General features: G+C 68.2%; 25 protein-coding genes. 10 read left to right on the forward strand and 15 right to left on the reverse strand.

The features are described 5' to 3' along the window. Window positions 1-6: 6 nt before the first annotated feature. The 7 genes from NJ1_RS28605 to NJ1_RS28635 form a co-directional block, all read right to left on the reverse strand. Entirely contained in the window at window positions 7-1,170 is a 1,164-nt protein-coding gene (locus tag NJ1_RS28605) for a nitrate ABC transporter substrate-binding protein (protein WP_067700131.1), read from the reverse strand. An 82-nt stretch (window positions 1,171-1,252) separates the two neighbouring features. Then, on the reverse strand, window positions 1,253-2,263 hold the full coding sequence (locus tag NJ1_RS28610; protein WP_084478951.1) for an ABC transporter permease: 1,011 nt from the start codon (window positions 2,261-2,263) through the stop codon (window positions 1,253-1,255). Then, window positions 2,263-3,042: an ABC transporter ATP-binding protein gene (locus NJ1_RS28615; RefSeq protein ID WP_067700137.1), complete on the reverse strand. Its 780-nt coding sequence runs from the start codon at window positions 3,040-3,042 to the stop codon at window positions 2,263-2,265. The genes NJ1_RS28610 and NJ1_RS28615 overlap by 1 nt, the downstream gene beginning before the upstream one ends. Before the next feature lie 164 nt (window positions 3,043-3,206). Further along, window positions 3,207-4,613, reverse strand: a complete 1,407-nt coding sequence (locus NJ1_RS28620) for an amidohydrolase family protein (RefSeq protein ID WP_245717620.1) — start codon at window positions 4,611-4,613, stop codon at window positions 3,207-3,209. Between the two features lie 191 nt (window positions 4,614-4,804). Next, the gene (locus tag NJ1_RS28625; protein WP_067699978.1) at window positions 4,805-5,920 is read right to left on the reverse strand and encodes a DNA glycosylase AlkZ-like family protein; all 1,116 of its coding nucleotides are present in this window, start codon (window positions 5,918-5,920) and stop codon (window positions 4,805-4,807) included. A gap of 97 nt (window positions 5,921-6,017) precedes the next feature. Continuing rightward, window positions 6,018-6,992: an NADPH:quinone oxidoreductase family protein gene (locus tag NJ1_RS28630; protein WP_067699981.1), complete on the reverse strand. Its 975-nt coding sequence runs from the start codon at window positions 6,990-6,992 to the stop codon at window positions 6,018-6,020. A 142-nt stretch (window positions 6,993-7,134) separates the two neighbouring features. Next, the gene (locus NJ1_RS28635) at window positions 7,135-8,898 is read right to left on the reverse strand and encodes a serine/threonine-protein kinase (RefSeq protein ID WP_084478952.1); all 1,764 of its coding nucleotides are present in this window, start codon (window positions 8,896-8,898) and stop codon (window positions 7,135-7,137) included. 329 nt (window positions 8,899-9,227) lie between these two features. Here NJ1_RS28635 and NJ1_RS28640 point away from each other — a divergent pair, with 329 nt between their 5' ends. Further along, on the forward strand, window positions 9,228-10,001 hold the full coding sequence (locus NJ1_RS28640) for an acyl-[acyl-carrier-protein] thioesterase (protein ID WP_218025277.1): 774 nt from the start codon (window positions 9,228-9,230) through the stop codon (window positions 9,999-10,001). Between the two features lie 79 nt (window positions 10,002-10,080). Here the strand turns inward: NJ1_RS28640 and NJ1_RS28645 are convergent, their stop codons facing one another. Then, a complete protein-coding gene (locus NJ1_RS28645) occupies window positions 10,081-11,748 on the reverse strand; it encodes an FAD-dependent oxidoreductase (RefSeq protein WP_067699994.1) in 1,668 nt (555 codons plus the stop codon). A gap of 189 nt (window positions 11,749-11,937) precedes the next feature. On the opposite strand from NJ1_RS28645, the gene NJ1_RS28650 reads away from it, so the two are divergent. Beyond that, window positions 11,938-12,429, forward strand: coding sequence for a SixA phosphatase family protein (locus tag NJ1_RS28650; RefSeq protein ID WP_067699998.1), 492 nt, complete (start codon window positions 11,938-11,940; stop codon window positions 12,427-12,429). Here the strand turns inward: NJ1_RS28650 and NJ1_RS28655 are convergent. Continuing rightward, a complete protein-coding gene (locus NJ1_RS28655) occupies window positions 12,426-12,626 on the reverse strand; it encodes a hypothetical protein (RefSeq protein WP_067700002.1) in 201 nt (66 codons plus the stop codon). The genes NJ1_RS28650 and NJ1_RS28655 overlap by 4 nt on opposite strands. A gap of 158 nt (window positions 12,627-12,784) precedes the next feature. Here NJ1_RS28655 and NJ1_RS28660 point away from each other — a divergent pair, with 158 nt between their 5' ends. Then, window positions 12,785-13,258, forward strand: coding sequence for a MerR family transcriptional regulator (locus tag NJ1_RS28660; RefSeq protein WP_245717621.1), 474 nt, complete (start codon window positions 12,785-12,787; stop codon window positions 13,256-13,258). A 171-nt stretch (window positions 13,259-13,429) separates the two neighbouring features. Here the strand turns inward: NJ1_RS28660 and NJ1_RS28665 are convergent, their stop codons facing one another. Next, window positions 13,430-14,086 carry a GTP cyclohydrolase II gene (locus tag NJ1_RS28665; protein WP_067700005.1) on the reverse strand — a complete coding sequence of 219 codons (657 nt, stop codon included), beginning with the start codon at window positions 14,084-14,086 and terminating at the stop codon, window positions 13,430-13,432. A 308-nt stretch (window positions 14,087-14,394) separates the two neighbouring features. On the opposite strand from NJ1_RS28665, the gene NJ1_RS39825 reads away from it, so the two are divergent. From NJ1_RS39825 to NJ1_RS28680, 3 genes are read left to right on the forward strand one after another with little or no spacing between them, the layout of a single operon-like run. After that, window positions 14,395-14,877 carry a carboxymuconolactone decarboxylase family protein gene (locus NJ1_RS39825; protein ID WP_067700007.1) on the forward strand — a complete coding sequence of 161 codons (483 nt, stop codon included), beginning with the start codon at window positions 14,395-14,397 and terminating at the stop codon, window positions 14,875-14,877. A 3-nt stretch (window positions 14,878-14,880) separates the two neighbouring features. Then, a complete protein-coding gene (locus NJ1_RS39830) occupies window positions 14,881-15,195 on the forward strand; it encodes a GNAT family N-acetyltransferase (protein WP_067700011.1) in 315 nt (104 codons plus the stop codon). Further along, window positions 15,192-16,178: a pirin family protein gene (locus tag NJ1_RS28680; protein ID WP_067700014.1), complete on the forward strand. Its 987-nt coding sequence runs from the start codon at window positions 15,192-15,194 to the stop codon at window positions 16,176-16,178. The genes NJ1_RS39830 and NJ1_RS28680 overlap by 4 nt, the downstream gene beginning before the upstream one ends. 221 nt (window positions 16,179-16,399) lie before the next feature. Here NJ1_RS28680 and NJ1_RS28685 read toward each other — a convergent pair whose 3' ends face one another. Beyond that, window positions 16,400-17,242: a helix-turn-helix transcriptional regulator gene (locus tag NJ1_RS28685; protein ID WP_067700145.1), complete on the reverse strand. Its 843-nt coding sequence runs from the start codon at window positions 17,240-17,242 to the stop codon at window positions 16,400-16,402. Window positions 17,243-17,344: 102 nt separating this feature from the next. Between NJ1_RS28685 and NJ1_RS28690 the strand changes: the two genes are divergently transcribed. Beyond that, entirely contained in the window at window positions 17,345-18,355 is a 1,011-nt protein-coding gene (locus NJ1_RS28690; protein WP_067700017.1) for an aldo/keto reductase, read from the forward strand. A gap of 165 nt (window positions 18,356-18,520) precedes the next feature. On the opposite strand, the gene NJ1_RS28695 is transcribed toward NJ1_RS28690, so the two are convergent. Together NJ1_RS28695 and mqo are read right to left on the reverse strand one after the other, a co-directional pair. Further along, a complete protein-coding gene (locus tag NJ1_RS28695; protein WP_067700020.1) occupies window positions 18,521-18,991 on the reverse strand; it encodes a PaaI family thioesterase in 471 nt (156 codons plus the stop codon). A 116-nt stretch (window positions 18,992-19,107) separates the two neighbouring features. Next, the gene (gene mqo, locus NJ1_RS28700) at window positions 19,108-20,619 is read right to left on the reverse strand and encodes a malate dehydrogenase (quinone) (protein WP_339381139.1); all 1,512 of its coding nucleotides are present in this window, start codon (window positions 20,617-20,619) and stop codon (window positions 19,108-19,110) included. 173 nt (window positions 20,620-20,792) lie between these two features. Between mqo and NJ1_RS28705 the strand changes: the two genes are divergently transcribed. Further along, a complete protein-coding gene (locus NJ1_RS28705; protein ID WP_218025278.1) occupies window positions 20,793-21,257 on the forward strand; it encodes a hypothetical protein in 465 nt (154 codons plus the stop codon). A 35-nt stretch (window positions 21,258-21,292) separates the two neighbouring features. On the opposite strand, the gene NJ1_RS28710 is transcribed toward NJ1_RS28705, so the two are convergent. After that, complete coding sequence (locus NJ1_RS28710; protein ID WP_067700023.1) at window positions 21,293-21,823, reverse strand: CGNR zinc finger domain-containing protein; 531 nt, start codon at window positions 21,821-21,823, stop codon at window positions 21,293-21,295. A 39-nt stretch (window positions 21,824-21,862) separates the two neighbouring features. Between NJ1_RS28710 and NJ1_RS28715 the strand changes: the two genes are divergently transcribed. Then, window positions 21,863-22,792: an EamA family transporter gene (locus tag NJ1_RS28715; protein WP_067700026.1), complete on the forward strand. Its 930-nt coding sequence runs from the start codon at window positions 21,863-21,865 to the stop codon at window positions 22,790-22,792. A gap of 98 nt (window positions 22,793-22,890) precedes the next feature. Continuing rightward, entirely contained in the window at window positions 22,891-23,592 is a 702-nt protein-coding gene (locus tag NJ1_RS28720) for a DUF8020 domain-containing protein (protein WP_067700028.1), read from the forward strand. A gap of 159 nt (window positions 23,593-23,751) precedes the next feature. On the opposite strand, the gene NJ1_RS28725 is transcribed toward NJ1_RS28720, so the two are convergent. Further along, window positions 23,752-24,231 (reverse strand): hypothetical protein, encoded by a 480-nt coding sequence (locus tag NJ1_RS28725; protein ID WP_157574296.1) that lies wholly within the window; start codon window positions 24,229-24,231, stop codon window positions 23,752-23,754. Window positions 24,232-24,474: the final 243 nt, after the last annotated feature.

Consider the following 24,474-nt stretch of genomic DNA (forward strand, 5'->3'; position numbering starts at 1 on the left):
GGCCTTTCAGCTGGCGGTGATGGAGGTGTCGAGGAATTCCTTGGTGACCAGGTCGCGGGCGGTCAGATGGTCGGGCACCTTCGCGCCGCCGCGCCGCAGGATGGGACCGAAATCGTCGATCAGGCGCTGCACCCGGGCCTCGTCGAAACTGCCGAGCACACCGTCGGTGTCGTTGCCGATCAGGCCGTTGTCGATGAGCACCTTCGAACCGAAGGCCGCCAGATCCGCGCTGTACGGGGAGAAGTTGGCGCTCTTGGCGACCACGTCCACGACCGTCGCGTTCACCGGAGCGGGGTTCGACCGGAATTGCGCTGTGGCCCTTTGGATCATCGGGACCAGGCGTTGCAGGCAGGGGCGCAGCTCGTTCAGTTTGTCGGCGCGGACGTTGACGGTGCGGGCGTAGCCCTCGTAGCCGACGTCCCGCAACAGTTGGTAGGCGACCGGCTTGTTCCAGGCGCGCACCTCGTGCTCGTAGACGTACGGTTCGGAATTGGCGAAACCCTGCTGGGCGAGTGCGGGATCCGCGACGAAGCGGGAGGGGCCGTTGTCGAAGGAGTTGTCGATCTGTTTCGCGTTCAGCAGACCTCGCGAGACGAGCCAGTCGGGATACAGCTGTCCCTGCGACACCACCACGGGCGCACCGGATTTGCCGATATCGCCGATGGTGTGCCAGTCGGGGTGGGTGGCCGGATCCCACATGAGCATCTGCGGGCTCGAACGCAGCAGGGTGGTGACTGCGATCAGGGGCTGCTGGGCCGCCGCGGCGATGGCGTGCTCGGAGTGGGTGAGCCCCAGGGTGATCGAGGAGTCGACGTACATCTGCGACGGCACGGTCTGGTAGCCGATGGCGGGGCCGCCGGCGCGGATCTCCAGCCGCACGCCGGTGTCCTTGCCGTCGACCACGAGCGGGCCGGTCACCTTGTTGTCGTCGGAGTCGACCCGGTAGCCGGGTCCGAGCAGACCGAAGATCGGCCCGGAATCGGTCTCCGGTTCCCATTGCAGCTGCACCACGACGGTTGCCGGGCAGCGGCCGGAAAGTTGCTGGTCCTCGGGGGCGGCGGGCAGCTGTACCGCGACGGAATCGGGGTCGGAGCCGGAACAGGCCGCGCCGGTCGCGACCACGAGTGTGGTCAGCGCGGCCGCGCCGAGGCGGCGGAGGTAGGTGTGCATGAGTTCTCCACAGGTGTGCACAGGACGAGCGGGATCCTGCTGTCGGTGAACGAGATTCGAGCGGGCGAGTGCAGCCGCGGATTCAGCGGCCGGAGGCGTGCCAGCGACCGACCGTGAGTTTCTGCACGGCGGTGAACACCGCGAAGACCGTCACGCCGAACACGGCGGCCAGCAGCAGAGCGGCCAGCAGATCCTCCGATTGCAGCCGCGCCCGATAGGTGTCGAGCAGGGTGCCGATGCCGGGCTGCCCCTTGGCGAAGAACATGTCGCCGATGACGGCGCCCGTCACCGAGAGGCCCGCGGCGGTGCGCAGGCTCGCCATGATGGACGGGAGTGCGGCGGGCAGTTCCAGGGAGATCAAGCGGCGCAGGCGATTCGCACGGCCGAGGTCGAACAGTTCACGCAGATTCCGGTCCACGGACTGGATGCCGAACAGGGTCATGGCGATGATCGGATGCACCGCGATGAGCACGCACACGATAGTGCGGGCGGCGGTGCCGTACCCGAACCAGAGGCCGATGAGCGGGACCACCGCGAGCACCGGAATCGCCTGCAGCACAACCGCGTACGGGTATATGACTCGTTCGACCACCTTGGCCTGACTCATGAGCACGCCGATCGCGATACCCACCACCGCGGCCACCGCGAGGCCGGTGATCGCCACGCGGGCCGTGACAGCCAGCGCGCGCAGCATGGTCTCCAGTTTCGCCGGGTCGGAGAGGGATTCGGCGAAGACGGCGTGCGGCGGCGGCAGCAGGAAGCGACGATCCGGGGCGAGGATCACCAGCGAGACCAGGTACCACGCGCCCAGCGCGAGCCCGGTGCAGACGAGGGGTACGGCGAGCTTGCCGAGCAGGAGGCGAACGAGCGCGCCGGCGCGGGCCGTGGACGAGGTCGAGTGCACCGCGACTCGGTCGGCCGCGGCGTTCTGATCCGCGACCGCGGACGGGGTCCGCCCGGCAGCACTCGGCTTCGGTCCGGCAGCGGCCGGTTTGGGTTCGGTGGCGGCCGGTTTGGGTTCGGTGGCGGCCGGTTTGGGTTCGGTGGCGGCCGGTTTGGGTCCGGTGGCGGCGGAAACGGCGAGACCGGCCATCAGCAGGCTTCTTTCAGAGAGCGGGAGACCCGCGAGACCAGTTCGGTGTACGCGGGATCGAAACGCAGCTCACGGGTGCGGGCTGCGGGCAGGTCGATGTCGATGACCTCGTGTGCGCGGCCGGGGCGGGCGGACATGACGACCACCCGGCCCGCGAGGAACACCGCCTCCGATACCGAGTGCGTGATGAACAGGGCGGTGAAGACGTTGTCGCGGTAGAGCCGCAGCAGTTCCTCCTGCATGCTCAGCCGGGTGATCTCGTCGAGCGCGCCGAACGGTTCGTCGAGCAGCATGAGGCGCGGTTCCAGAGCCAGCGCACGGGCCAGCGAAACCCGCATGCGCATACCGCCGGAGAGCTGACCGGGGAGTTTGCCCGCGAAATCGGTGAGGCCCACCGCATCCAGCGCGCGGGTGGCCCGGGCCCGGCGGGTGCCACGGTCGATGCCGCGCAACTCGGCGCTCAGCTCGACATTGCGCAGCACTTTCCGCCACGGCAGCAGCGTGGCCTCCTGGAAGATGAAGCCGACCGAATCGGTCCGCACCGCAACGGTTCCCGAGCTCGGCCGCTCCAGCCCCGAGGCCAGGCGCAGCAGGGTCGACTTCCCGCAGCCGGAAGGCCCCACCACCGCGACGAATTCACCCTCCCGCACCTGCAGATCGATCCCGGTCAACGCGACGACATCACCGGACCCCTTGCCGTCGTAGCGCTTACCGACCCCGGCAAAGGAGATCTCCGGATGCGGGCGATCCACGTCCACCGGGTGCGCATCGGGCCCGATCCGTGCTGCGGACGTTCCGGACAGAGTGTCGGACAGCACCACCGCACTCACCTTCTCTCACTCGAATTGCGTGCATCTTGTTCGTGAGATCAGTGTTGTCGATTTCGATTACATGCAGTCGAGTTACTGTTTCGAGGTAGTTAACTATGACTGCATGCCATCACTCAGGCGAGCGCGCTGAGTCGGGCGATCAGGTCCGCTTCGTCTGTCCGGGTGCTGCGGCCGTCGCGGATCACGGCCTCACCGTCGACCCAGACCGTGTCCACCACCCGCGGGGAGGCGGTGGTCAGCAGGATGGCTCCGGGATCTCGGGCCGGGAGGCAGGCGAAATCACGGTCGAAGCGGATCAGGGACAGGTCCGCGCGGTCGCCCACCGCGACGCCGTCGCGGGCGCCCGGCTCACCCAGCGCGCGGGCCGCGCCACGGGTGGCCATGCGCATCATGTCGTGGAAGTCCAGCAGGTCGGCGCGCTGATGCGTGACTCGTTGCAGGTACGCGCCCATCCGCAGGGCGAGCAGCATGTCCTGGGTGTCGTTGCTGGCCGCGCCGTCCACGCCGAGACCGACAGCGATTCCGGCGGCGAGCATGTCGGGAATCGGGGCGACGCCACTGCCGAGCCGCATATTGCTCAGCGGGTTGTAGGACACCGCGACGCCGCGCTCGGCGAACAGGGCCCGGCCGTACTCGTCCAGTCGCACGCAGTGCACCGCGAGGGTGCGTTCACCGAGCAGCCCGCCGCGATCGAGGTAGTCCACCGCGGAGGTCGCTGCATGCAATCGGCACATGTCTTCGTCGGTGCCGGTCTCGAGCAGGTGGATGGAGATGGTTTTGCCGGTGCGCGTGGCGTATTCGCGCACGGCCGCCATGCCTTCGGGGGTGAGGCAGCGCGGATTCGGCACCGCCAGTGCGGTCGTGATGCGCGGAGAACCGTTGCGCGCCGGAGCATTCGCCGGATTCGCGCGGGCAGCCTCGTTCGCGGGCCCATGCCCGAGGCGTTCGTCGAGTTCGTCGATGTGCGCGAATGTCTCCGGAAGTGCTTGCAGCAAGCGCGGATCCATACCCCAGCGACGCGAAGCGTCCGCACGATCCGCGACGCCGCGCCCGAAGACGACCCGGATGCCGAGCTCGTGCAGTGCCCGCAGCGCCGCCTGGTGCACGGCGTCGGAGGGATTGGGCCACATGTGCTCGACCACCGTGGTCACGCCGCTGCGCAGCAACTCCAAGCCGCCCGCGAGCGCGGCGAGATAGGTCTGCTCGGGCGTCGCGGCCACCGTGAATTCCCCCACGCAGTGCAACCATTCGAGCAGCGGCAGCCCCTCCCCCGCTCCGCGCAGGATCGACTGCTGCAGATGCGTGTGGGTATTGACGAAACCGGGAATCAGATGACCGCCACTCCCGTCGACATACGGCCAGACCCCCGCGGTCCCGGAGCCTCCGGCGGCGCGGATCGCGGTGATCCGCCCCTGCTCGACCACGACATCCCGGCCCGTGACCCATTGCGGCCCGGAATCGGTTGCGGCATAGACGGTGACGTCACCGATGACGGTGGAAAACGATTCAGCGCGCAGCACAGCGGCATTCCTCCACGGAAATGCGGCTGGTTCGCCCACCGGAGCCGGTGGTGCCCGACGCCCGTTGCAGCCGGTGAACGCCGTGCCGCCGAGCCTAACCACCTCGTGTTTCGCCGCCGTAAATCCACACCACCCGCGTCGGAGGGGCCCACCGCACCCGCGCCGGAACCGCCGAGATCGGCGCGGCCGGGTCAGGGGCGCAGGTCGGCTCCGATGCCGAGGATCTCCACCCTCGGGGTGCGGGCGGGTTCCAGGAAGGTGAGCAGGGCGTGCGCTTCGGCCTCCACCGCGTCGCGTTCGGCGGGTGTCCACTCGCGGTTGGGGGCGATGCGCAGGCGGGCGGACTCGCCCTTGGCGAAGACCTTGTAGACGCCCGCGGCGAAGCCGTCGACCAGGACGATGGAGACCTGGGTGGCGAAGTTGCGCAGCAGCGGGGCCGAGCCGTCGGCGATGACGCGGGTCCGATCCTGGTGCGAGAGAACGACATTGTCGTACCAGCCGAGCAGACGGACCGGGGCGGGCAGATCCGGATCGGCGAGTTCGGCGTCGGCGGCGTCGTACAGCGTGCGGCCGCGCTCGTCGGTATAGGTGCGGACGCGATCGCCGAGGGCGGTGACGGCCGGCTTCATACCGGTGAGCTTGGACCAGGTCTGCATGTCCATGGTGGTGGCGGGGCCGAAGGCGCGCAGGTACCGCAGCAGCAGTTCCGCCAGCGGGTAGCCGGGATCCAGGGGCGCGCCGAGCCAGGGTTGCACCCGGGACCAGACCGGACGACTGCTGTCGCCCCACCGCCCACGCGGCGGGGTCTGCAGGACCGGGAGCTGATACAGCCAGGCCTGCAGGACCGCACCGGGATCGCGGTCCGGGTACAGCTCCGCGGCCCGGGCGCGCATCTGCGCCGCGGACATCGGTTGCTCGCCGAGGACGGCCTCACCGTGGATGCGGACCTGCTCCGGATCCAGGCCGATCATCGCACCGAAGTTGAATCCCTTTCGGAACGGGATCTTTTCGAGCTCGGGCTGGATGTGCGGTGCGATGCGCAGGGCATCGGGCGGGGTGACCAGGTGAATGGTCCCGCGCATCAGCGTGATTCGGACCAGCGCGCGTTCCTCGAGCCCCGCAGAGATCGTCTCGGGATCGAAATCCGCTATGCGACTCCATGATGCGACGAACGGCGGCAGCATGTCCTGCGCCTGCAGGCCGATCAGGTGGTCGCACAGCTGCGGCACCGTGAGGGTCGATCGCTCCAGCAGATGCTGGCGAGCGAGCAGGGTCCGGTTCAGAATCCGGTTGGACAGCTTCACCATTCACCCCCGCTACTCGTTTCGCCCGCGACGGCGAGTCACCGGCTCGCTCACCGCCGGCCGGACCCGTTCGGCCGGCGGTCCGGTTCCGGACATCGACTCAGCGCAGCGTGACGACGACTTTGCCGGTGGCGGTGCGCTTGTCGAGCGCGGACACGGCCTCGGCGGTGTGCGCGAGCGCGTAGATGATCGGGTCCGGCGGGTTGATCTTGCCGTTGGCCAGCAGCGGCTCCACCTCGGCCCACTGTTCCTGCAGATAGCCGGGGTGGGACATCACCCATTCGCCCCAGGCCGCGCCGATCACCTCGACGTTCTTGAGCAGTAGGCGGTTCACCTTGACGGTGGGGATGTCACCGGCGGTGAAGCCGACGACCAGTACGCGACCGCCCGAGGCGAGCGAGCGGATGCTGTCGGTGAAGCGATCACCGCCGACCGGATCCAGCACGATGTCGACGCCGCGGCCGCCGGTGAGTTCCTTCACCGCGGCCAGCCAGCCGTCGGTCAGCACCACATCGGTCGCGCCGTTGGCGCGGGCCACCTCGGCCTTCTCCTCGGTGCTCACCACGGCGATGACGCGGCCCGCGCCCAGAGCCTGGGCGATGCGCAGCGTGGAGGTGCCGATACCGCCGGCGGCGCCGTGCACCAGCACGGTCTCGCCCTCGGCCAGGCGGCCGCGATTGCGCAGGCAGAAATGCACGGTCAGATCGTTGAACAGCACGCCCGCGCCGGCTTCGAGCGAGACGTTGTCCGGCAGCCTGAACACCATGCCGACGGGCGCGACCGCGACCTCGGCGGCGGCGTTGCCGAGCAGGGTCAGCGCGACCACGCGATCGCCGGGCCGCACGTGCGCGTCCTCGGGGGCCTCGCGCACGATGCCGGCCACCTCGCAGCCCACGACATAGGGCAGCGGCGGCTTCATCTGGTAGAGACCGCGGGTCATGAGCACGTCGGGGAAGGCGATACCGGCCGCGTGGACGTCGATCAGGACGCCGCCGGGGTAGATCGCGGGCTCCGGAACATCGAGGACCTCGATGGCTTCCGGGCCTTCCAGCTTGCTCAGCACGGCTGCGCGCATACTCGATCAACTCCGATCAATCCCAGTGCTGCTGTGAGAATCAGCGACATTTCCGAACTTAGTCCATGCCCGATCGAATTGTCCCGGTCGACCGCTTTTCCATGGTTTTCGAAGGATGTGCCGGATCGAAGGATGTGCCGGATCACCGGTAGGCGTACTCGATCATCGATTCGTTCGCCTTGACATCGCCACCGTTCACGATGGTCAACGAGGTGGCGGTGATCAGGTAGCGGGTCCCGTCCTTCGGATTGGTCGCGGTGTACGAGCCGGAACCGCTGGGCACCGGATCGTCGAGTTCGATGCCCGCGCCGTCGCTGATCCGCACGCCCTTGTAGTAGTAGCGACCCACCCCGGTGCGGCAGATCACCACCTGGGAGGCGGAGGTGCGGCCGATCGCCACGGCGGGGTTGTCGGCATTGCAGCGGGCGCCGCTCTCGCCCACGAAACCCTGTGTGTCCGTACCGGATACGCTGCCGTTGAGCGGGGGCAACGTGGTGGTCACGGGCGCTGTGGTCACGGGCGCTGTGGTCACGGGCGCGGTGGTCGCGGGCGTGGATCCCCGCACCGGGCCGGTCGTGCTCGCGGGCTGGGTGATCGGCGCGGTGGTTCCGCCGCCCCGGGTGTCGCCGTTCCCGTTGTCCGCCAACAGGATCCAGCCGAGCAGGCCGCCGAGCACCACGACCGATCCGACCAGCGCGCCGAGCAGGATCGGCAGCGAACCGCGCCGCGGGGGCGGCAGTGGGAGCGGCGCGGACGGATGCTCTCGCTGTGGCTGCGGTGCGGTGTAGTACATCGGCTGCGGCGCGGACGGGTGCGAGGGCTGCGGTCCCGAATAGTGCTGTGGCCCCGAATAGTGCTGAGGCCCCGAGTACTGCTGTGGCCCCGAATACTGCTGGGGATCGGAGTACTGCTGCGGTCCCGACATCTGTTGCGGCCCCGAATAACCGCGCTGATCGGCCTGCCCCGAGGTGTGCTCGCGGGTCGGCGGATAGGCGATGGGCGAAACCGGCTGGGAGAGCTTTCGATTCACCATGGTCGGAGCCGGCGCGGAGGCGCGGGTCGTGTCGCCCTGGGCGGCACGGGCGAGGGCGGCCCGCGCGCCCCGGGCCAGCTGACCGGCGGAGGCGTAGCGGCGGGCCGGATCCTTCGCCATGCCGATGGCGATCACCTCGTCGAAGGTGGCGGGCACGCCGGTCCGGGCACTGGGTCGCGGAGGCGGGGTCATCATGTGGGCCCGGATGGTTCCGAGATTGCTGTCGGTCTTGAACGGCACCTCACCGGTGAGGCATTCGTACAGGACACAGGCCAGCGCGTAGATATCGGCGGACGGCGAGACCGCGGCGTCCTGCTCGAACCGCTCCGGCGCCATATAGGCGAACGACCCGATGGCACTGCCCATGCTGGTCAGCTGCGCGTCGGATTCGGTGTGCGCGATTCCGAAATCGACAAGGTACGCGAACAATTCGCCGGTGAGCAGGATATTGGCGGGCTTGATATCGCGATGCACCAGCCCGGACTCGTGCGCGGCGTCCAGCGCCGCCGCCATCTGGTCCACCACCGCGATGGCCTGAGCGGGCGGCATCGGTCCTTCGTCCCGCAGGTAATTCTTCAGGTCCTGGCCGCGCACCAGGCGCATGTCGATGAACAGGACACCCTCGACCTCACCCCAATCGTGCACCGGGATGACATGGGGTTCCTGCAATCGAGCGGCCGTGCGGGATTCGCGGCGGAAACGCTCCACGTAGGTCGGCGATTTCGCCAATTCCACGTCGAGCAGCTTCACCGCGACCACGCGGTCCCGGACGGTGTCGTAGGCCTCGTACACCTCACCCATACCGCCGACCCCGAGCAACTGCCGCAGTTCGTATTGCCCGAACCGCGACCCAGCCCTGTCACCTGCCCCCACGCGCGCCGCCTCCCCTGCCGTGGATCTACACGCAAAAGGCTACGGCCCCACCCCCGCACTGTCATGCCCCTCGCCCCTTTCACACCCGGGGAAATCGAATCGGCGGCACCGGCTGGGCGGTGTCATAGGTCGCTGGGCGGTGTCATAGGTCGCTGGGCGGTGTCATAGTCACGACGCCGGTGTCATAGTCGAAGGAAGTCGGGTGCCCCGAAAGATGAGGGGGCCACTCGACGCGAGGGTGTGAGGCACGACCCGTAAAGTCATGTCACAGCAAGCACCACAGTAAGCACGCAAGAAGCGCGGCGAACAATGCAGCGCGAGGAGCACCAGTGTCACTCGATCAGCCACTCGCCCCGCTTCCCGAGGAGGGCATGGGTTTCGCTTCGGCGTGGCCCGTCCGGGCTGGCGATGTCGATCCCTATCAGCGGGTGCGCTTCGATGCCGTCGCCCGCTATCTGCAGGACATCGCCTGGGAGGAAATGCAATCCGGGGCGTTCCAGCACAGTGACCCGGCCTGGATCGTACGCCGCACGGTGGTGGATGTGATCCGGCCGATCCACTGGCCCGACCGGGTGGAATTGCGGCGCTGGTGTTCGGCGGTGTCCACCCGCTGGACGAATATGCGGGTGCGGATCACCAGCGAGAACGGCGGTCTCATCGAGACCGAGGGATTCTGGATCAATATCAACGAATTCACCAATATGCCGACCCGGATCAGCGACGACATGCTGGCGCACCTGTCCAGCACCACCGACGAGCACCGTTTGCGCTGGCGGCCCTGGCTCACCGATCAGACCCCGCCGGAGTCCGACACCGACAATCCGTTCCCGGTGCGCGCCACCGATATCGACCAGTACAACCACGTCAACAATGCCGCGTACTGGCAGGCCGTGGAGCAGTACCTGGTCGATTATCCGAAGCTGGTGGCCGGGCCGCATCGCGCGGTCATCGAGTACATCGCGCCGGTGCTGGCGCGGCAGCACGTGAGCGTGCGCAGCCGCTACGAACCGGGTGATCGCACCGGCCATCCGCTGCTGCGGCTCTGGTTCGCGGTCGGCGGCCTGACCACCACCGCGGTGCGCATCGGCCCGCTGCCGAGCTGATCGACGGCCCACCGCGACGCTGACGGGAACGGCCCCACCGACTCATCGGTGGGGCCGTTCCCGTCACAGCGGGGTGCGCCTAGCCCTTGGCCGCCTTGAGCAGATCCTCGAGGCTGGTGAACTTGACGCGCGGGCGGCCCGCGGCCTTGCCCGCCGTGCGCTCGGCCTGGTCGATGGCCTTCCAGCCGTCGCGCCCGACCATGTCCGGCTGACGCTCGGCCAGCAGGGCCTCGAGGGCCGCGCGACCGGCCGTCGGAGCGGCCAGCTTGCCCGCCACGAAATCCGCGATCAAGCGATCGACGGTTTCCTGCGAGTCGACCCGGTTGGAGCCGATGACGCCGCGCGGGCCGCGCTTGATCCAGCCCGAGACGTACACGCCCTGAACGGGTTCGCCGTCGGCGAGCACCTGGCCGTGCTCGTTCGGGATGACGCCGCTCTCCTCGTCGAAGGGGACGTCGGCGACGGGCTCACCGCGGTAGCCGATGGAGCGCAGCACCAGCGACGCGCCCAGCGAGTCGGTGCGATCCGACGCGATGGCCACGGTCCGGCCGTTCTCCTGCACGAGCTCGTTGTGCACGAACTCGATGCCCTCGACCTTGCCCTCGCCGGTGACGGCGGTGGGAGAGACCAGGTAGCGGAACACGATTCGCTTGTTGCCCGGGGTCGGCGTCTTGGCCGCGTACTCCTGCGCCAGGGTGTACTTGAGCTTCAGCGACGGTTCGATCTCCGGGTCGTCCAGCAGGGCCTGGGACGCGTGGTCCAGTTCCAGATCCGCCGGGTCGACGATCACGTCGATGCCCTTCAGATGCGCGAGCGCCAGGAACTCCGACGAGGTGTACGCCGCCTGCAGCGGACCGCGCCGGCCGAGCACGACGACCTCCTGGATGTTGCTGCGGCGCAGCGCGTCCAGGGCGTGGTCGGCGATATCGGTCTTGCCCAGCTCGTCCGGGTGCACGGTGAGCACGCGCGCCACGTCGAGCGCGACATTGCCGTTGCCGACGATGACGGCCCGCTCACCCGAGAGGTCGAACTCGCGGTTCGCGAAGTCCGGGTGACCGTTGTACCAGGCGACGAACTCGGTGGCCGAGTGGCTGCCGGGCAGGTCCTCGCCGGGCACGTTCAGGCGGCGGTCGGTGGCCGCGCCGACGGCGTACACCACCGCGTGGTGGTGATCGAGCAGTTCCTGATGCGAGAGGTGCTTGCCCACTTCGACATTCAGCCGGAACTGCAGGGCCTCGCGCCGGAACGCGGACTCGAACAGGCTCGACACCGCCTTGGTGCCCGGGTGGTCGGGGGCGACGCCCGCGCGCACCAGGCCGTACGGGGTGGGCAGCCGGTCGAAAAGCTCCACCTCCACATCGGCACGGCGTAGCAGTTCCTCGGCCGCGTAACAGGCGGCCGGGCCCGCGCCGATGACGGCGACGCGCAATGTGCCCAATTCCTTGGGCGCGCGGCTCGGCGCGACCAGCGGCTCGAAATTCGACTCCAGGGGATGCCGCTCGAAGTAGGCGGCATTGATGTCCTTGAACCGCGCCAGCGAAGCGAGCAGGTCGTCTTCGGAGGCGATGGCATCGACGGGGCAGGCATCCACGCAGGCGCCGCAGTCGATACAGGTGTCGGGGTCGATGTAGAGCTGCTCGGTCGTTGCGAACTCGCGTTGCTCAGGAGTGGGACGAATGCAATCGACCGGACACTCAGGTACGCAGCTGGCGTCGTTGCAACAACGCTGCGTGATCACATAGGCCATATCTCGCAGATCCTCGAAACAGTCGCGTGGTGCTACTCAGCTCGGGTTCGAGCGGGGTCGGTAGAACACGTTCTAATATATGCGTCGTCCCCGGCACCGGTCGGTCCCAGGTATGACGCCCCCTTCAGTGTGCCTCGAGTGTGAGGCCCGTCTCCTGCCGGGACCGGAGAGACGCCTACCGTAGTACGTATGGCGCGGACCCTCATCTTGATGCGACACGGCAAATCCGGCTACCCGGACGGCGTGGCGGACCATGAGCGGCCGCTCGCACCCCGCGGCCTGCGCGAGGCCGGACTGGCCGGGGACTGGTTGCGCGCCACGCAACCGGCCATCGACGCCGTGCTGTGTTCCACCTCGACCCGCACCCGCGAGACGCTCGCGGCCACCGGCATCACCGCCCCCGTGTCGTTCGAGAAGGCGATCTACGACGCCTCACCGCACACGCTGATGGAACTCGTGCACCTCGCCGACGACGCCGTGCGGACCCTGCTCATGATCGGGCACTCCCCCGGAATGCCCTGGACCGCTTGGGAATTGGCCTCCAATCGGAGCACCCCCGCCGCGGCGCGGCTCAGCACCAAGTTCCCGACCTCGGCGCTGGCGGTCATCGAATTCGACCGGCCGTGGGCCGACGCCGACCCGGGCACGGGTGACCTGGTCACCTTCCACGTACCCCGCTAGCGGATCAGCCGGCCCCGCCACACGAGGATGCCGCCGCCCACGAGCAGCAAAAGCAGCGCCGGGACGAACCCCGCCACCGCCCACACGACCCCGAGCACGACCAGCACCGGCAGGGCGGCAATGGCCGCGATGACCGGCTGTTCCTTCACGGTCTCCAGCGCCGATCGCGCCCGATTCCGATCGATCTCTTTCGCCATGAATCCCAGAGTAGGCGCGAAAGGGGCGAAAAGAACCCGGCAGCCGGGGATGCGGGCCGCCGCCGAGTCGGTCAGAATGGACTTGCCTGGAGTGCACTCCAGGCGGTTAGCGTCGATGGCGGACCTAGTCGATGGTCGACCGAACGGAAGGCGGGACCGTGAGCGTGACGACAGCGCCGGTACAGACGGCACCGGAACAGCCGCAGCAGGACCTGGACTACGAGCGGCCGCGCTACTCGATCGGCGAGGTGTCCGAGCGGTGCGGGCTGACCCGGGACACGCTGCGCTGGTACGAGCGGATCGGGTTGATGACCTACGTCGGCCGCGATCACGCCGGGCAGCGGCGGTTCTGCGACCGGGACCTGGACTGGCTGGAGCTGATCGGCAAGCTGCGGCGCACCGGGATGTCGGTCGCGGACATGGTCCGGTACGCGGAACTCGTCCGGGCCGGGGACCATACGTTCCCGGAGCGACTCGAGATGTTCCGGCGGACCCGCTCGGAGGTGCTCGCGCAGATCGCGGAGTTGCAGAACACGGTCGCCGTCCTGGACTGCAAGATCGCGCACTACGAGGGCAATCCGACCGTCGACTGGCGGACCGTGTCGAAAAGAATTGTCAGCGAGGCACAGTAGGGCTCGTGGAGCCACGCCCGCACGAATCTGCCTGGCACTCGGGCGAATTCACTCGGTCTACCCGGGAAACCGCTGGGCCACAAGCGAATCCACCGACGATGCACTCGAGCCCCGCACGATCGTCCGTGCGGGGCTCGACGTGTCGGCACACCGTTGTACCGGGACCTCCGTTCAACCGGCGAGGCTGATGGTGTGCCCGGTGTGCTCGGCCTTGGCGCGCAGGTAGCGCAGGTTCGAGGGGGTGGCGTGCACCTCGGTGGGGAGGGTGTCGCGCACGGTCACGCCGAGCGCGGTGAGCTGCTGCCCCTTGTCGGGATTGTTGGTGAGCAGATCCAGTTCGGTGATGCCGAGGGCGGCCAGCATCTGGGCGGCGGCGGTGTAGTCGCGGGCATCCTCGGGCAGGCCGAGCGCGGCGTTCGCCTGATAGGTGTCCAGGCCCGAATCCTGCAGGGCGTACGCGTCGAGCTTGTTGTAGAGCCCGATGTCGCGGCCCTCCTGACGCAGGTACAGCAGCACTCCACCGGCCTCGGTGATGCGCTCGGCGGCCTCGCGCAACTGCGGGCCGCAGTCGCAGCGGGCGGAGCCGAAGACGTCGCCGGTGAGGCATTCCGAGTGCAGGCGGACCAGCGGCGTCGCGCCGGGCTCGAAGGGAAGGGTCGGCGCCAGGTCTCCCAGCGCCGGGTTTCCCAGGATGAAGGCGACGTGCTCCCGGCCGTCGGCCAGGCCGTCGAAGGTGACCGCCTGCGCCAGGGTCGAATACCCGTCGCCGAAGGTCAGCGGAATCTGCACGCGGGTGCGCACGCTCGCGCTGACGGTAGTGCTGCTCATGCCTGCTCCGGACTTCTCAGGGACCATTCGATCGATGATCAACAGCAGCGACCCGATGGTTATGCCCCTGGGCGCAATCGGAGCGAAACCCTTGCCCCGCGCGCGACCTCGTGCCTATCCGCGATCAGGTCCGCCAATGCCGACTGCGTGGAGCTCCCGGGCGGGCATGCGGCGAGGGGCGAGCAGCCCGCGCCATGACCCCGCGCCATGTCACTGAACACCGCTGAAATTCCCGACTCACGCGCCGGTCGGGTAATTCAACAGACCGGAAGGCACGGTTCAACTTCTCGGCTTACGATGCCTGCACTATGCAGTCGTCTGTAGCTCACGAACGGGTCTGGCTGGACAAGCAGACACCCGAGATCTATCACGCACTCAACAGTGTGGCCCTGGCGGTACGCGGGGCCGCCGAGGCGGCCGGGCTGGGGCGGGCGGTGATGGAATTGGTGAACGTGCGGGTATCGCAACTCAATGGCTGCGCCTATTGCCTCGATGTGCACGCCAGGGCCGCCCGCGAGGCCGGGGTGACCATTCAGCAACTCGATGTGCTGCCGGCCTGGCGGCGCAGCGCAACCCTGTATTCGGACCAGGAGCAAGCGGCCCTCACGCTCGCGGAATCGGTCACCGAGATGCCCGACGAGAACACCATGGCGAATGCGTATGCTGCTGCGCGGCAACATTTGTCGGACGATCAATTGTCCGTGCTCGTCTGGGCTGCGACCACGATCGGCGCGTTCAATCGCGTATCGATCTTCAGCAAACATCCGGTGCGGGTGCGGAAGGAGAACTGAAAAATGAGCGAACAGGCTGTGGCGGCCGCCGTCGTCCGGAACGACTCGCAACACCGATACGAGGTGTGGTTCGGCAACTCGCTCGCGGGTTTCACCGAATACCGCGAGCATGAGAACGACGACACCACCTTTATTCACACCGAGGTGGACAGCGCGTTCAGCGGAAAGGGGCTCGGCAGTGCGCTGGCCCGCAGTGCCGTCGAAGACGTGATCGCGCGCGGGCGGGCCATCGTGCCGCGCTGCCCGTTCATCAAGGCCTGGCTGGACAAGCACCCCGAATTCGACGAGCACGTGGTGGGCAAGGGCATCAAACGATGAGCGACCTGGAGCCGCACCCGGAGGAAGCCGCATGTGAATCCTCCGGAAAGCCCGGGCCCCGTGCGGAATTCTTTCCCTCCCGCGAGGTGCCGCTGGGCGGGGTGCGCGGGGTGACCGTATTCCGGTCGCTGCCGCAGCGGGATCTGCCCACCGTCGGGGCGTGGTGTTTCCTGGACCATTTCGGTTCCGATTCCGTCGCCCGGCCCCAGGGGCACGATATCGACCCGCATCCGCACATCGGATTGCAAACGGTCACCTGGCCCGTGAACGGGCGCATTCGGCACCGCGACAGCGTCGGGTCGGATGTGCAGATCCGGCCGGGGCAGTTGAACATCATGACCTCCGGTCGTGGGATCGCGCATTCGGAATATCGGGTCGAGGGTCACGAGTCCGGAGCCGGAATCCAGCTGTGGATCGCGCTGCCCGGCGACAAGGTTTCTGTCGCACCGCATTTCGAGCAGCACCGCGATCTGCCCGAGGTCGAGCTGCCGGGGCTGCACGCGGTCGTGCTGATCGGCACCCTCGGCGCGGCCACCTCGCCGGCCAAGGCGTACACCCCGATCGTGGGCGCGGATCTGCGCCTCGACGCGGGAGCCACCGCGGCGCTGCCGTTGAATCCGGACTTCGAACACGCGCTGCTGGTGATCGAGGGCGAACTCACCGCCGACGGGACCACCGTCGCGCCCGGCAGCCTGTTCTATCTGGGCAGCGATCGAAACGAACTGCCGCTCGGCAGCGTTCAGGGCGCGCACGCGATTCTCGTCGGCGGTGAACCGTTCGGCGAGGACCTGGTGATGTGGTGGAACTTCGTGGCGCGCAGTCACGATCAGATCGTGGACGCCCGAAATGCTTGGGAGAGCCACGATCTGGAACGGTTCCCGGATATCGCCGGGCACAAGCCGGAGGAACGCATTCCCGCGCCACCCCTTCCCGGACTGCATCTGAAGCCGCGCAAGCGCAGGTGCGGGGTAGCGCACGACTGACATTCGCTCCTCGCACCGTGCTTCCACCGCACCGTGCTTCCGGCCCCGGACCAGGCAGGTTCGGGGCCGGACCGCGCACGTGGGCGTGGGCGTGCGTCATCGCCGCCGTTGTCTCGGGGAAAGCCGATCCGGAACCTCGCGGCTGGATGCGGTCACCGAGAGTCTGCCCGGGCATCACCGCGGCCCCGGCCCGGAGGCACGGCCGGTCCGGAACCTCGCGCTCAGGTGCGGTCGCTGAGAGTCTGCGTGCCGATGACGCGAAGCAGGTCGAGTTTGTCCTGGGTGTCGGTGCCGGGTGCGGGGTAGTAGACCAGCACCTGGCGGGTGGCGCTCGGGGTGAGCAGGGGTTCGCAGACCAGCTCGAACATGCCGATCTGCGGATGGATCATGCGTTTCGTCAGACCCAGGCCGGTGCCCACCTCGTGCTCGTCCCAGATCCGCCGGAACTCGGCGCTCGTCTCGCGCAGGCGGGCGACCAACTCGGTGACGTCGGAGTCGCCCGCTCGGCGGGCGGCGGTGACGCGCAGGTCCGCCACGTGCTTATGGCTCATGGCCTCCGCGTCCTCGGCGGGAAAGCGATCCCGGGTCGAGGGATCGGTGAACCACAGCCACGGAACGCACCGATCCAGGCCCCGGCGCTGGGAGAAATCCCCGGACAGCAGCGCGTGCATGCGGTTCTGCACCAGCACCTCGCCCAGATCCGAGATGACGCAGGCCGGGGTGTCGTCCAACTTCGCGAGCACGTGCATGATGCCCGGACCCACGTGGGTGTCACCACCGCGCGCGGGCGGCTGCTGGCCGGCCAGGTGGTACAGGTGATCGCGCTCGGTGTCGGTGAAGCGCAGCGCCCGGGCCAGCGCCGCCAGCACCTGCACCGACGGACGCGGGCCGCGGGCCTGCTCCAGCCGGGTGTAGTAGTCGGTGGACATGCCCGCCAGCAGCGCCACCTCGTCGCGCCGCAGGCCGGGAGTGCGTCGCCGCACACCCGGGGGCAGCCCGACGGCAGCGGGCTGGAGGCCCTCCCTGCGGCGGCGGAGAAAATCTGCCAGTTCGGCGCGGTTCATTCCACCACTCTCCCCCGCCTCGCACTCCGCATCCAGGTACAACCGGTCCCCCGATAAGCGGTCCTCTCCCGGGATCGGTGCGCGCGGGTCAGTGTTGTTCTCATGACGACGAACAAGCTCGACAGCGTCCGGCTCGGCGAGAGCGGACCCAGCGTTTCCCGCATCGGCCTCGGAGCCATGGGGATGTCCGGTATGTACGGGGAGTCGGATGAGGCCACGTCGATCGCGACCATCCATGCCGCCCTGGACTCCGGCGCGAACCTCATCGACACCGGTGACTTCTACGGTGCCGGGCACAACGAACTGCTCATTCGCCGCGCACTCGCGCAAGCCCCGCGCGAGGACGTGCTGCTCAGCGTCAAATACGGCGCGCTGCGCGGTCCGGACGGCAGCTTCGGCGGCGTCGACACCCGGCCCGCGGCCACCCGCAACTTCCTGACCTACTCGCTGCAGCGGCTCGGGGTGGAGTACATCGACATCTACCGGCCCGCGCGGCTGGACCCGAACGTTCCGATCGAGGAGACCATCGGTGGTCTCGCCGAGCTGGTGAAAGCCGGGTACATCCGGCACATCGGGCTCTCCGAGGTCGGCGCGGACACGCTGCGCCGGGCGGCGGCCGTGCACCCGATCGCGGACCTGCAGATCGAGTACTCGCTCATCTCGCGCGGCATCGAGGCCGAAATCCTGCCCACCGCAAGGGAACTCGGGATCGGGATCACCGCGTACGGGGTGCTCTCCCGCGGCTTGCTCAGCGATTCGCTGCGCGGCGCCACCCAGTTCGCGGCCGGAGACTTCCGCGCGCACTCGCCCCGCTTCCAGGGCGAGAACCTCACCGCCAACCTGCGATTGGTCGATGCGCTCGCACAGATCGCCGCCACGCACGAGGTGAGCGTCGCGCAACTGGCCATCGCGTGGGTGCTCTCACGTGGCCAGGACATCGTGCCGGTCATCGGCGCGCGCCGACCGGAGCGCTGGACCGAAGCCGTCGGCGCACTGTCGATCCAGCTGTCGCCGCAGGAGCTCGCCGCCATCGAGGAGGCCGTCCCCGCCGACCGGATCGCGGGCGAGCGCTACGCCGCCGCACAAATGGCGATGCTCGACAGCGAGCGCTGAGCACTTCACGCCACACCGCCCCGGGGCGAGCGAAACCTCGGACCGTCGGTCCCGTTCGCGACACCCTGGGCAGCAGGGCCGCCGGGTCTCACCGAATACGAAGCAGGCCCGATGTTTTCGCATCGGGCCTGCTCTCTTCGGTCTGCCGGGCCGGTCCCTCGGGGCCTATTGGCGGCGCGGGCGGATCACCGCCGTGAAGGCCGCCGAGGCGACGGATTTGCCGGTGCTGTCGGTGATCAGCACCGGCACCTCGAGTTCGATTTCGACGCGGGCGTCGATATCCGCGCGAGTCTGCGCGATGGTCTCGGCGGAGAGCTCCGAGGTCGCCAGGAACGGGCCCGCCTCGCCCTTGGCGCGGGCCAGGTACTCGATGCGGCCGTCGCGGGCGACGATGAAGGTGGCCCCCATCAGATCGACGATGCCGGAGATGGACGCGCCCATGGCGGCGGTCTCGGCGAGGCCGAACAGCAGTGCGGCGTGCACGTCCCCGTTGTGGTTGAGATGTTCCGGCTTGGGCGCCATGCTCACCACATTGCGCCCGCTGGCGTATTCGACCGCCTCGATGCCGGTGAACTGGATGAAGCCCAGCTTCTTGAAGCCCTCCATCACCAGATCACCCATGGTGGCGCTGTCCATCGCATCTCCTATAGAACACCCAAAATGAAACGTGTTCTATTTTCATACCGGGCGGGCGCGGGCTTGTCCATGCCACCTTCCTGCCTGAACCCGGCGATGGGGCCACGGGCTGGGACTCAACCGATCGACCGCGCCTGCAAGCCGAGCACCTCGGCGGTGCGGGCCATGGTCTGGCGGGCCAGGCGCGCGTCGTGCGCCAGGCTCACCCCGAGGGTCGGCATGAGCTCGCGCAGCCGCGGCTCCCAGATCCGCCGATAGCGCGGGAAACACTGGTGCAGCACGTCGAGCACGATCGAGGGCGCGGTCGAGGCGCCCGGCGACGCACCGAGCACCGCAGCGATCGAACCATCATGGGAGGCAACGACTTCGGTACCGAACTGGAGCACGCCGCCGTGCTCGGGATCGGCCTTCACGATCTGCGCGCGCTGCCCGGCGGTGATCATGGTCCAGTCCTCGGCATTCGCACTGGGCGCGAATTCGCGCAGCACCGCCATTTTCTTCTTGCGAGTGGCGGTCACCTGCGACACCAGCAACCGAATCAACGGCAGGTTGTCCTTGAGCATCGCGGTGAGCGGCGCGATATTGTGCCGCCGCACCGACGCCGGGGCATCCAGAATCGAACCCTTCTTCAGGAATTTCGGATTCACGCCCGCATAGGGTCCGAACAACAGGGCACGCCGGCCGTCCACGACCCGAGTATCCAAGTGCGGCATGGACATCGGAGGCGTTCCGGCCGGAGCCTTCCCGTACACCTTGGCCTCGTGCCGCTCCACCACCGCCGGATTGTCACAACGCAGGAATCGGCCGCTCACCGGAAGCAGGCCGTAACCGCGCACCTCCGGAATTCCGGCTTTCTGCAACACTTTCAGCGCCCAGCCGCCCGCACCGGCGAAAACGAAACGGGCATCGACCTTTCGGGTCAGGCGATCCCCGTCGGTGCGCCAGTCGACGCGCAATTGCCATGTCCCGTCGTTGTTCCGGCGCAGACCGCGCACCTCGCAACTACGGTGAATCTCGACGTCCTGCCAGCGCAGGTGATGGAACATCTGCTCGGTGAGCTCACCGAAATCGACGTCGCTGCCGGTGATATCGCGGGTCGCGGCGATCGGCTCGCCCGCCGCGCGATCCCGGGTGAGCAGCGGAGCCCACTGGCCGATGGTGTCGAGGTCGTCACTGAATCGCATGTTCTCGAACAGATGATGCCCGGACATGACCTCATGGCGGCGACGCAGGAAATCGACCTCCTCGCGACCGTGCACCAGCGTCATATGCGGCATCGGATTGATGAAAGTCTCCGGCTTGCCGAGGATTCCGGCTTCCACCAGCGCGGCCCACAACTGCCGGGTCAACTGGAACTGTTCGTTGACCGCGACGGCCTTGTCGATATCGATGGTGCCGTCGGGATTCTCGCTCGTGTAGTTGAGCTCACACAGTCCGGCGTGACCGGTCCCGGCATTGTGCCAAGCCGCCGACGCCTCCGCACCGACTTCGGGCAATCTCTCGAACACCGCGATCGTCCAGGTGGGTTCCAGATGCTTGAGCAGGATCGCAAGCGTGGCGCTCATGATTCCGCCACCTATCAGCACCACGTCGTAAGGACGCAGGCCCGCTTGCGTTTTCATCGGCATGGTGTGGAAACCCCCATAGGACGGTACGAACTCAAGGCACGCTAACACCGAACCCACCGCCTTGCCGAGGTGCTCTGCACGCGGAGAAATCACGATGAATTCCCCTCGACATTCCCGGGCGGTCTGGCGTGCCGCGATATCGGCGCCGGGCGCCGCCCACTAGCGTCGGGCGGGTGACGACTTTTTCGAATGCGGCGGGATCCTGGACCGGAACGAACGGATTCCGGTTGATGCCGGACGACGCGATGGCGGAATTCCCCTCGACCGCGACCGTGACGAGCGCCGCCGGCGGGCATCTGACCGCGGTGGCGTACGGCTGGCGGCATCCCGAGGACGGACCGCAGGAGGGGCTGCTCACGATCGGGTCGACCGGCGACGGCTCACCCGTGGTGCTGTGGGGCGACTCGTGGCATCAGCAACCCGCGGCCATGACGCTGACCGGACAACCCGGCGCGGACGAGACCGTCGTGGTGGAGGGCAATTACGGGGAGGGCTGGCGGTGGCTGATCGGACTCGACGCGACCGATCCCGAGCAACTGCGGCTGTGGATGAAGAACGCGGTGCCGGGTGATCTGGTGCCGGAGGGGAAATCCTCCGAGCCGTACCCGGTCATGGAGATGACGCTGCGCCGCGCCTGAGCGGTGGTGACGTCGAGGGCGGTCGCGGCGAACGCCTACTTCTGGCGGGCGCGGTAGGCGGCCACGGCATTGCGATTGCCGCAGGCGGTGCTGCAGTAGCGGCGAGAACGGTTGCGGGACAGGTCCAGAACTATGCCTTCGCAGGTGTCGTCGGCGCAGATGGACAGGCGGGTCAGTTCGTCGGCGCGGATGAGGTCGATCATGGCCATGGCGGTCTCGACGGCGATGCGGACATCGAGCGGGGCGTTCGAGGGAACCGCGTGCACGTGGTAGTCGAGGTTGTCGTGGCGGACCAGGCGCGGGACGGCCCGGTGCGCGGCCAGGATGTCGTTGACCAGGCCCACGGCGGTGTCGCGGTCGGCGGTGAGCAGGCGGCGCAGCGGCGCGCGCTGAGCGCGGACGGCGGTGAGTTCGCCGGCGTCGCGGGTGCGATCACCCGAATAGCGATGCCGATCGAAAAACTCGTCCAGCTGGGCGATCTCGGTCATCGTATCCGGGACTTCGGCCGAATTGACCAGTTCGACCGCCGCGGCCATCGACGCCACCGTGTCATCAGCGAAAAGCATGTTGACATATTACACACCCGGTCCTTACCGTCATTAGTCATGACGACGTTGACTGATGACACGGTGGCGAGCGGCCGACTGCGATCGGGGTTGCTCATCGCCGCCCTGTCGGCGGCGTCGTTCGGATTGTCGGGGCCGCTGGCCCGCGGACTGCTGGACTCGGGCTGGAGTCCGGCCTCGGTCGTGATCGTGCGGGTACTGCTCGGGGCGCTCGTGCTGCTGCCGGTGGCGCTGGTGCAATTGCACGGCGAATGGAATCTGCTGCGGCGCAACGCCTCACTGCTCGGCGGATACGGACTCCTCGCGGTCGCGGGTGCGCAGCTGTGCTACTTCAACGCCGTGGCGCACATGGAGGTCGGGGCGGCGCTGCTGATCGAATACACCGCACCGATCGCGGTGGTGGTGTGGCTGTGGCTGCACCACAGCCAACGACCTAATCGCGCAACGGTTTTCGGGGCGATCATCGGCATCGCCGGACTGATTCTGGTACTCGATCTGCGCTCGGGGGTGGACACCAGCTGGGTCGGCATCGCCTGGGCGCTGGGCGCGATGATCGGCGCGGCAGGGTATTTCATCCTCTCCGCGCACAGCGGCGACACCGTGCCCGGAACCGTGCTGGCCACCGGCGGACTGCTCATCGGCGGGCTCGGCATTCTGCTGGCCGGACTGATCGGCATAGTGCCGTTGCACGCGAACACGACTCGGGTCGAGTTCCAGGGATCGACAGTCGGCTGGTGGGTGCCGATCCTCGCGCTCGGGGTGGTCACCGCCGCCATCTCGTACGTGTCCGGCATCGCCGCGACCCGACTGCTCGGCTCCCGGCTGGCCTCGTTCGCCGCACTGTCGGAGGTGCTGGCGGCCATCCTGTTCGCCTGGGCGCTGCTCGGCGAAACACCGCATCCCATCCAATTGCTGGGCGGCGCACTGATCCTCACCGGCGTCGTGGTGGTGCGGCTCGGCGAACCGTGAGCGGCGCATCTGGGACGCGGGTCTACCTAACCCGACGCGATGACGGTAGGTTCTTCGGCAGATACGGGGGACCGGCCAGCAATCTCGAGAGAAGCCACATGCGTATCACCAAAACCATTGCACCAGCACTGCTTTGCCTCGCTGCGACCACGATCGCGGCCACTGTCACCGCGGGCCCGGCGACCGCCGACGACGCCGCCGCACAGCCCGGCCTGCGCGTGCAGGGGACCGATCACAACATCGGGTACGAGGTCGCTGTGACCCAGGACAACCGCGCCACCGTCAGCACCCTGAACGCGGGCCGCTTCCTGGCCACCTGGGACGGCCAGGCCGTCATCGTCACCGACGACGCGGGCATCTCGGTCGCCACCGTCCCGCTGAAGTACGACGTCGCGGGCAAGACCCTCGAGCTCACCCCGAAGATCGAGGACGGCAACCGCCGCCTCACCCTCACCCCCGTCGCCGAATCACCGGTGGCGCTGCGTGACATCAACGCCCAGCAGCACTTCTTCGACGTCGTGCAGGCCAACCTGCCCGCCGTCGCCACCGGCGCGGCCATCGGCGGAGCCATCGGCTTCCTGCTCGGCTTCCCCGCCGGCCTGTTCATCCTGGACTTCATCACCATTCCGATCACCACCGTCGTGGGCGCCCTCATCGGCGGAGCCATCGGCTTGCAGCAGGCCGGCGGCCAACCCGCCGTCGAGGCCGCCCTCGCCTACGCCGACAGCCTCGTCCCGGGCGCGGCCCAGGCCGCCCGCCCCCTCTTCGACGCACTCCCGGCACCACAGCCCGGCAACTGACACACAGGCACACCGCACGGCGGGGGCAGCGCACGGCGGGCAGCTCGCGACGAGACACCGTGCACCTCACCACAAGTCGCCCCGCACCGATCCCACGCGTGACGGCAGTCGCCCCACACCGAATCCGGTGCGGGGCGACTGCCGTTGCGGCACATCGGCCTAACTGACGAATGTCACGCCGAGGATGGCCATGGCGTTGTCGGTGTAGTACCAGTCACCGTTCATCTCGCTGACGAGATCGAAGCGCAGGACGTGGCCCTCAGCCGGTCCGGCGGTGATCTGCCAGAGCGTATTGGGAAGTCCGGCAACGGTACTGACGCTGCCGTCCGACCACTCGAACGCGCCGGATGTCACCGTCCCGAAGCTCAGCCACGGAAGTTCCGCGCGGAAACGGCCCGAAACCACCCCGGGCAGCAGCGAACTCGCGCACTCCCACACCTCGCCCCGGCGCCGCACGGTCTGCCCGGCGCTCCCGGTCCCCGGAACCCGCTCCCCCGTCAGCACACTCCCCTGATGGCAACCGCCGAACCGGCCACCCGCGGGCGCGGCTTCCGCGGGCACGCCCACACTTAGCGCCACCCCGCACAGCACCGCCACGACCGAACCTCGCCGAACAACACCGCCCCGAACAGCTGTCATAGCCGAACCCTACCGCCGGTCCGTCGCGAGATCAGCCGCTTCACACCCTCGAACCCGATTCGTCACCGGTCCCGGCGACGCCACCGCTCGACGCGGCTCACCCGGTGCCGGAGGTCGCGCCCGGCGGAACCCACGCACGCACTCCGATCGATCACCGGAGCGACCCGGTCAGCCGAGCGCGCCCACCTGGAGCCTCGACGCGGTGGGCTCTGAACCTGTCGCCTCGCGCATGACCAGCGCGGC

The organism is Nocardia jejuensis NBRC 103114 (assembly GCF_001613145.1).
Taxonomy (GTDB): Bacteria; Actinomycetota; Actinomycetes; order Mycobacteriales; family Mycobacteriaceae; genus Nocardia; species Nocardia jejuensis.

Excerpts from the sequence above, each read along its gene's own strand:
- NJ1_RS28605 (WP_067700131.1), bottom strand. The coding sequence starts at position 1,170 with ATGCACACCTACCTCCGCCGCCTCGGCGCGGCCGCGCTGACCACACTC.
- NJ1_RS28610 (WP_084478951.1), bottom strand. The coding sequence starts at position 2,263 with ATGGCCGGTCTCGCCGTTTCCGCCGCCACCGGACCCAAACCGGCCGCC.
- NJ1_RS28625 (WP_067699978.1), bottom strand. The coding sequence starts at position 5,920 with ATGGTGAAGCTGTCCAACCGGATTCTGAACCGGACCCTGCTCGCTCGC.
- NJ1_RS28630 (WP_067699981.1), bottom strand. The coding sequence starts at position 6,992 with ATGCGCGCAGCCGTGCTGAGCAAGCTGGAAGGCCCGGAAGCCATCGAG.
- NJ1_RS28645 (WP_067699994.1), bottom strand. The coding sequence starts at position 11,748 with ATGGCCTATGTGATCACGCAGCGTTGTTGCAACGACGCCAGCTGCGTA.
- NJ1_RS28650 (WP_067699998.1), top strand. The coding sequence starts at position 11,938 with ATGGCGCGGACCCTCATCTTGATGCGACACGGCAAATCCGGCTACCCG.
- NJ1_RS28655 (WP_067700002.1), bottom strand. The coding sequence starts at position 12,626 with ATGGCGAAAGAGATCGATCGGAATCGGGCGCGATCGGCGCTGGAGACC.
- NJ1_RS28665 (WP_067700005.1), bottom strand. The coding sequence starts at position 14,086 with ATGAGCAGCACTACCGTCAGCGCGAGCGTGCGCACCCGCGTGCAGATT.
- NJ1_RS39825 (WP_067700007.1), top strand. The coding sequence starts at position 14,395 with ATGCAGTCGTCTGTAGCTCACGAACGGGTCTGGCTGGACAAGCAGACA.
- NJ1_RS39830 (WP_067700011.1), top strand. The coding sequence starts at position 14,881 with ATGAGCGAACAGGCTGTGGCGGCCGCCGTCGTCCGGAACGACTCGCAA.
- NJ1_RS28680 (WP_067700014.1), top strand. The coding sequence starts at position 15,192 with ATGAGCGACCTGGAGCCGCACCCGGAGGAAGCCGCATGTGAATCCTCC.
- NJ1_RS28685 (WP_067700145.1), bottom strand. The coding sequence starts at position 17,242 with ATGAACCGCGCCGAACTGGCAGATTTTCTCCGCCGCCGCAGGGAGGGC.
- NJ1_RS28690 (WP_067700017.1), top strand. The coding sequence starts at position 17,345 with ATGACGACGAACAAGCTCGACAGCGTCCGGCTCGGCGAGAGCGGACCC.
- NJ1_RS28695 (WP_067700020.1), bottom strand. The coding sequence starts at position 18,991 with ATGGACAGCGCCACCATGGGTGATCTGGTGATGGAGGGCTTCAAGAAG.
- mqo (WP_339381139.1), bottom strand. The coding sequence starts at position 20,619 with ATGCCGATGAAAACGCAAGCGGGCCTGCGTCCTTACGACGTGGTGCTG.
- NJ1_RS28710 (WP_067700023.1), bottom strand. The coding sequence starts at position 21,823 with ATGCTTTTCGCTGATGACACGGTGGCGTCGATGGCCGCGGCGGTCGAA.
- NJ1_RS28715 (WP_067700026.1), top strand. The coding sequence starts at position 21,863 with ATGACGACGTTGACTGATGACACGGTGGCGAGCGGCCGACTGCGATCG.
- NJ1_RS28720 (WP_067700028.1), top strand. The coding sequence starts at position 22,891 with ATGCGTATCACCAAAACCATTGCACCAGCACTGCTTTGCCTCGCTGCG.
- NJ1_RS28725 (WP_157574296.1), bottom strand. The coding sequence starts at position 24,231 with ATGACAGCTGTTCGGGGCGGTGTTGTTCGGCGAGGTTCGGTCGTGGCG.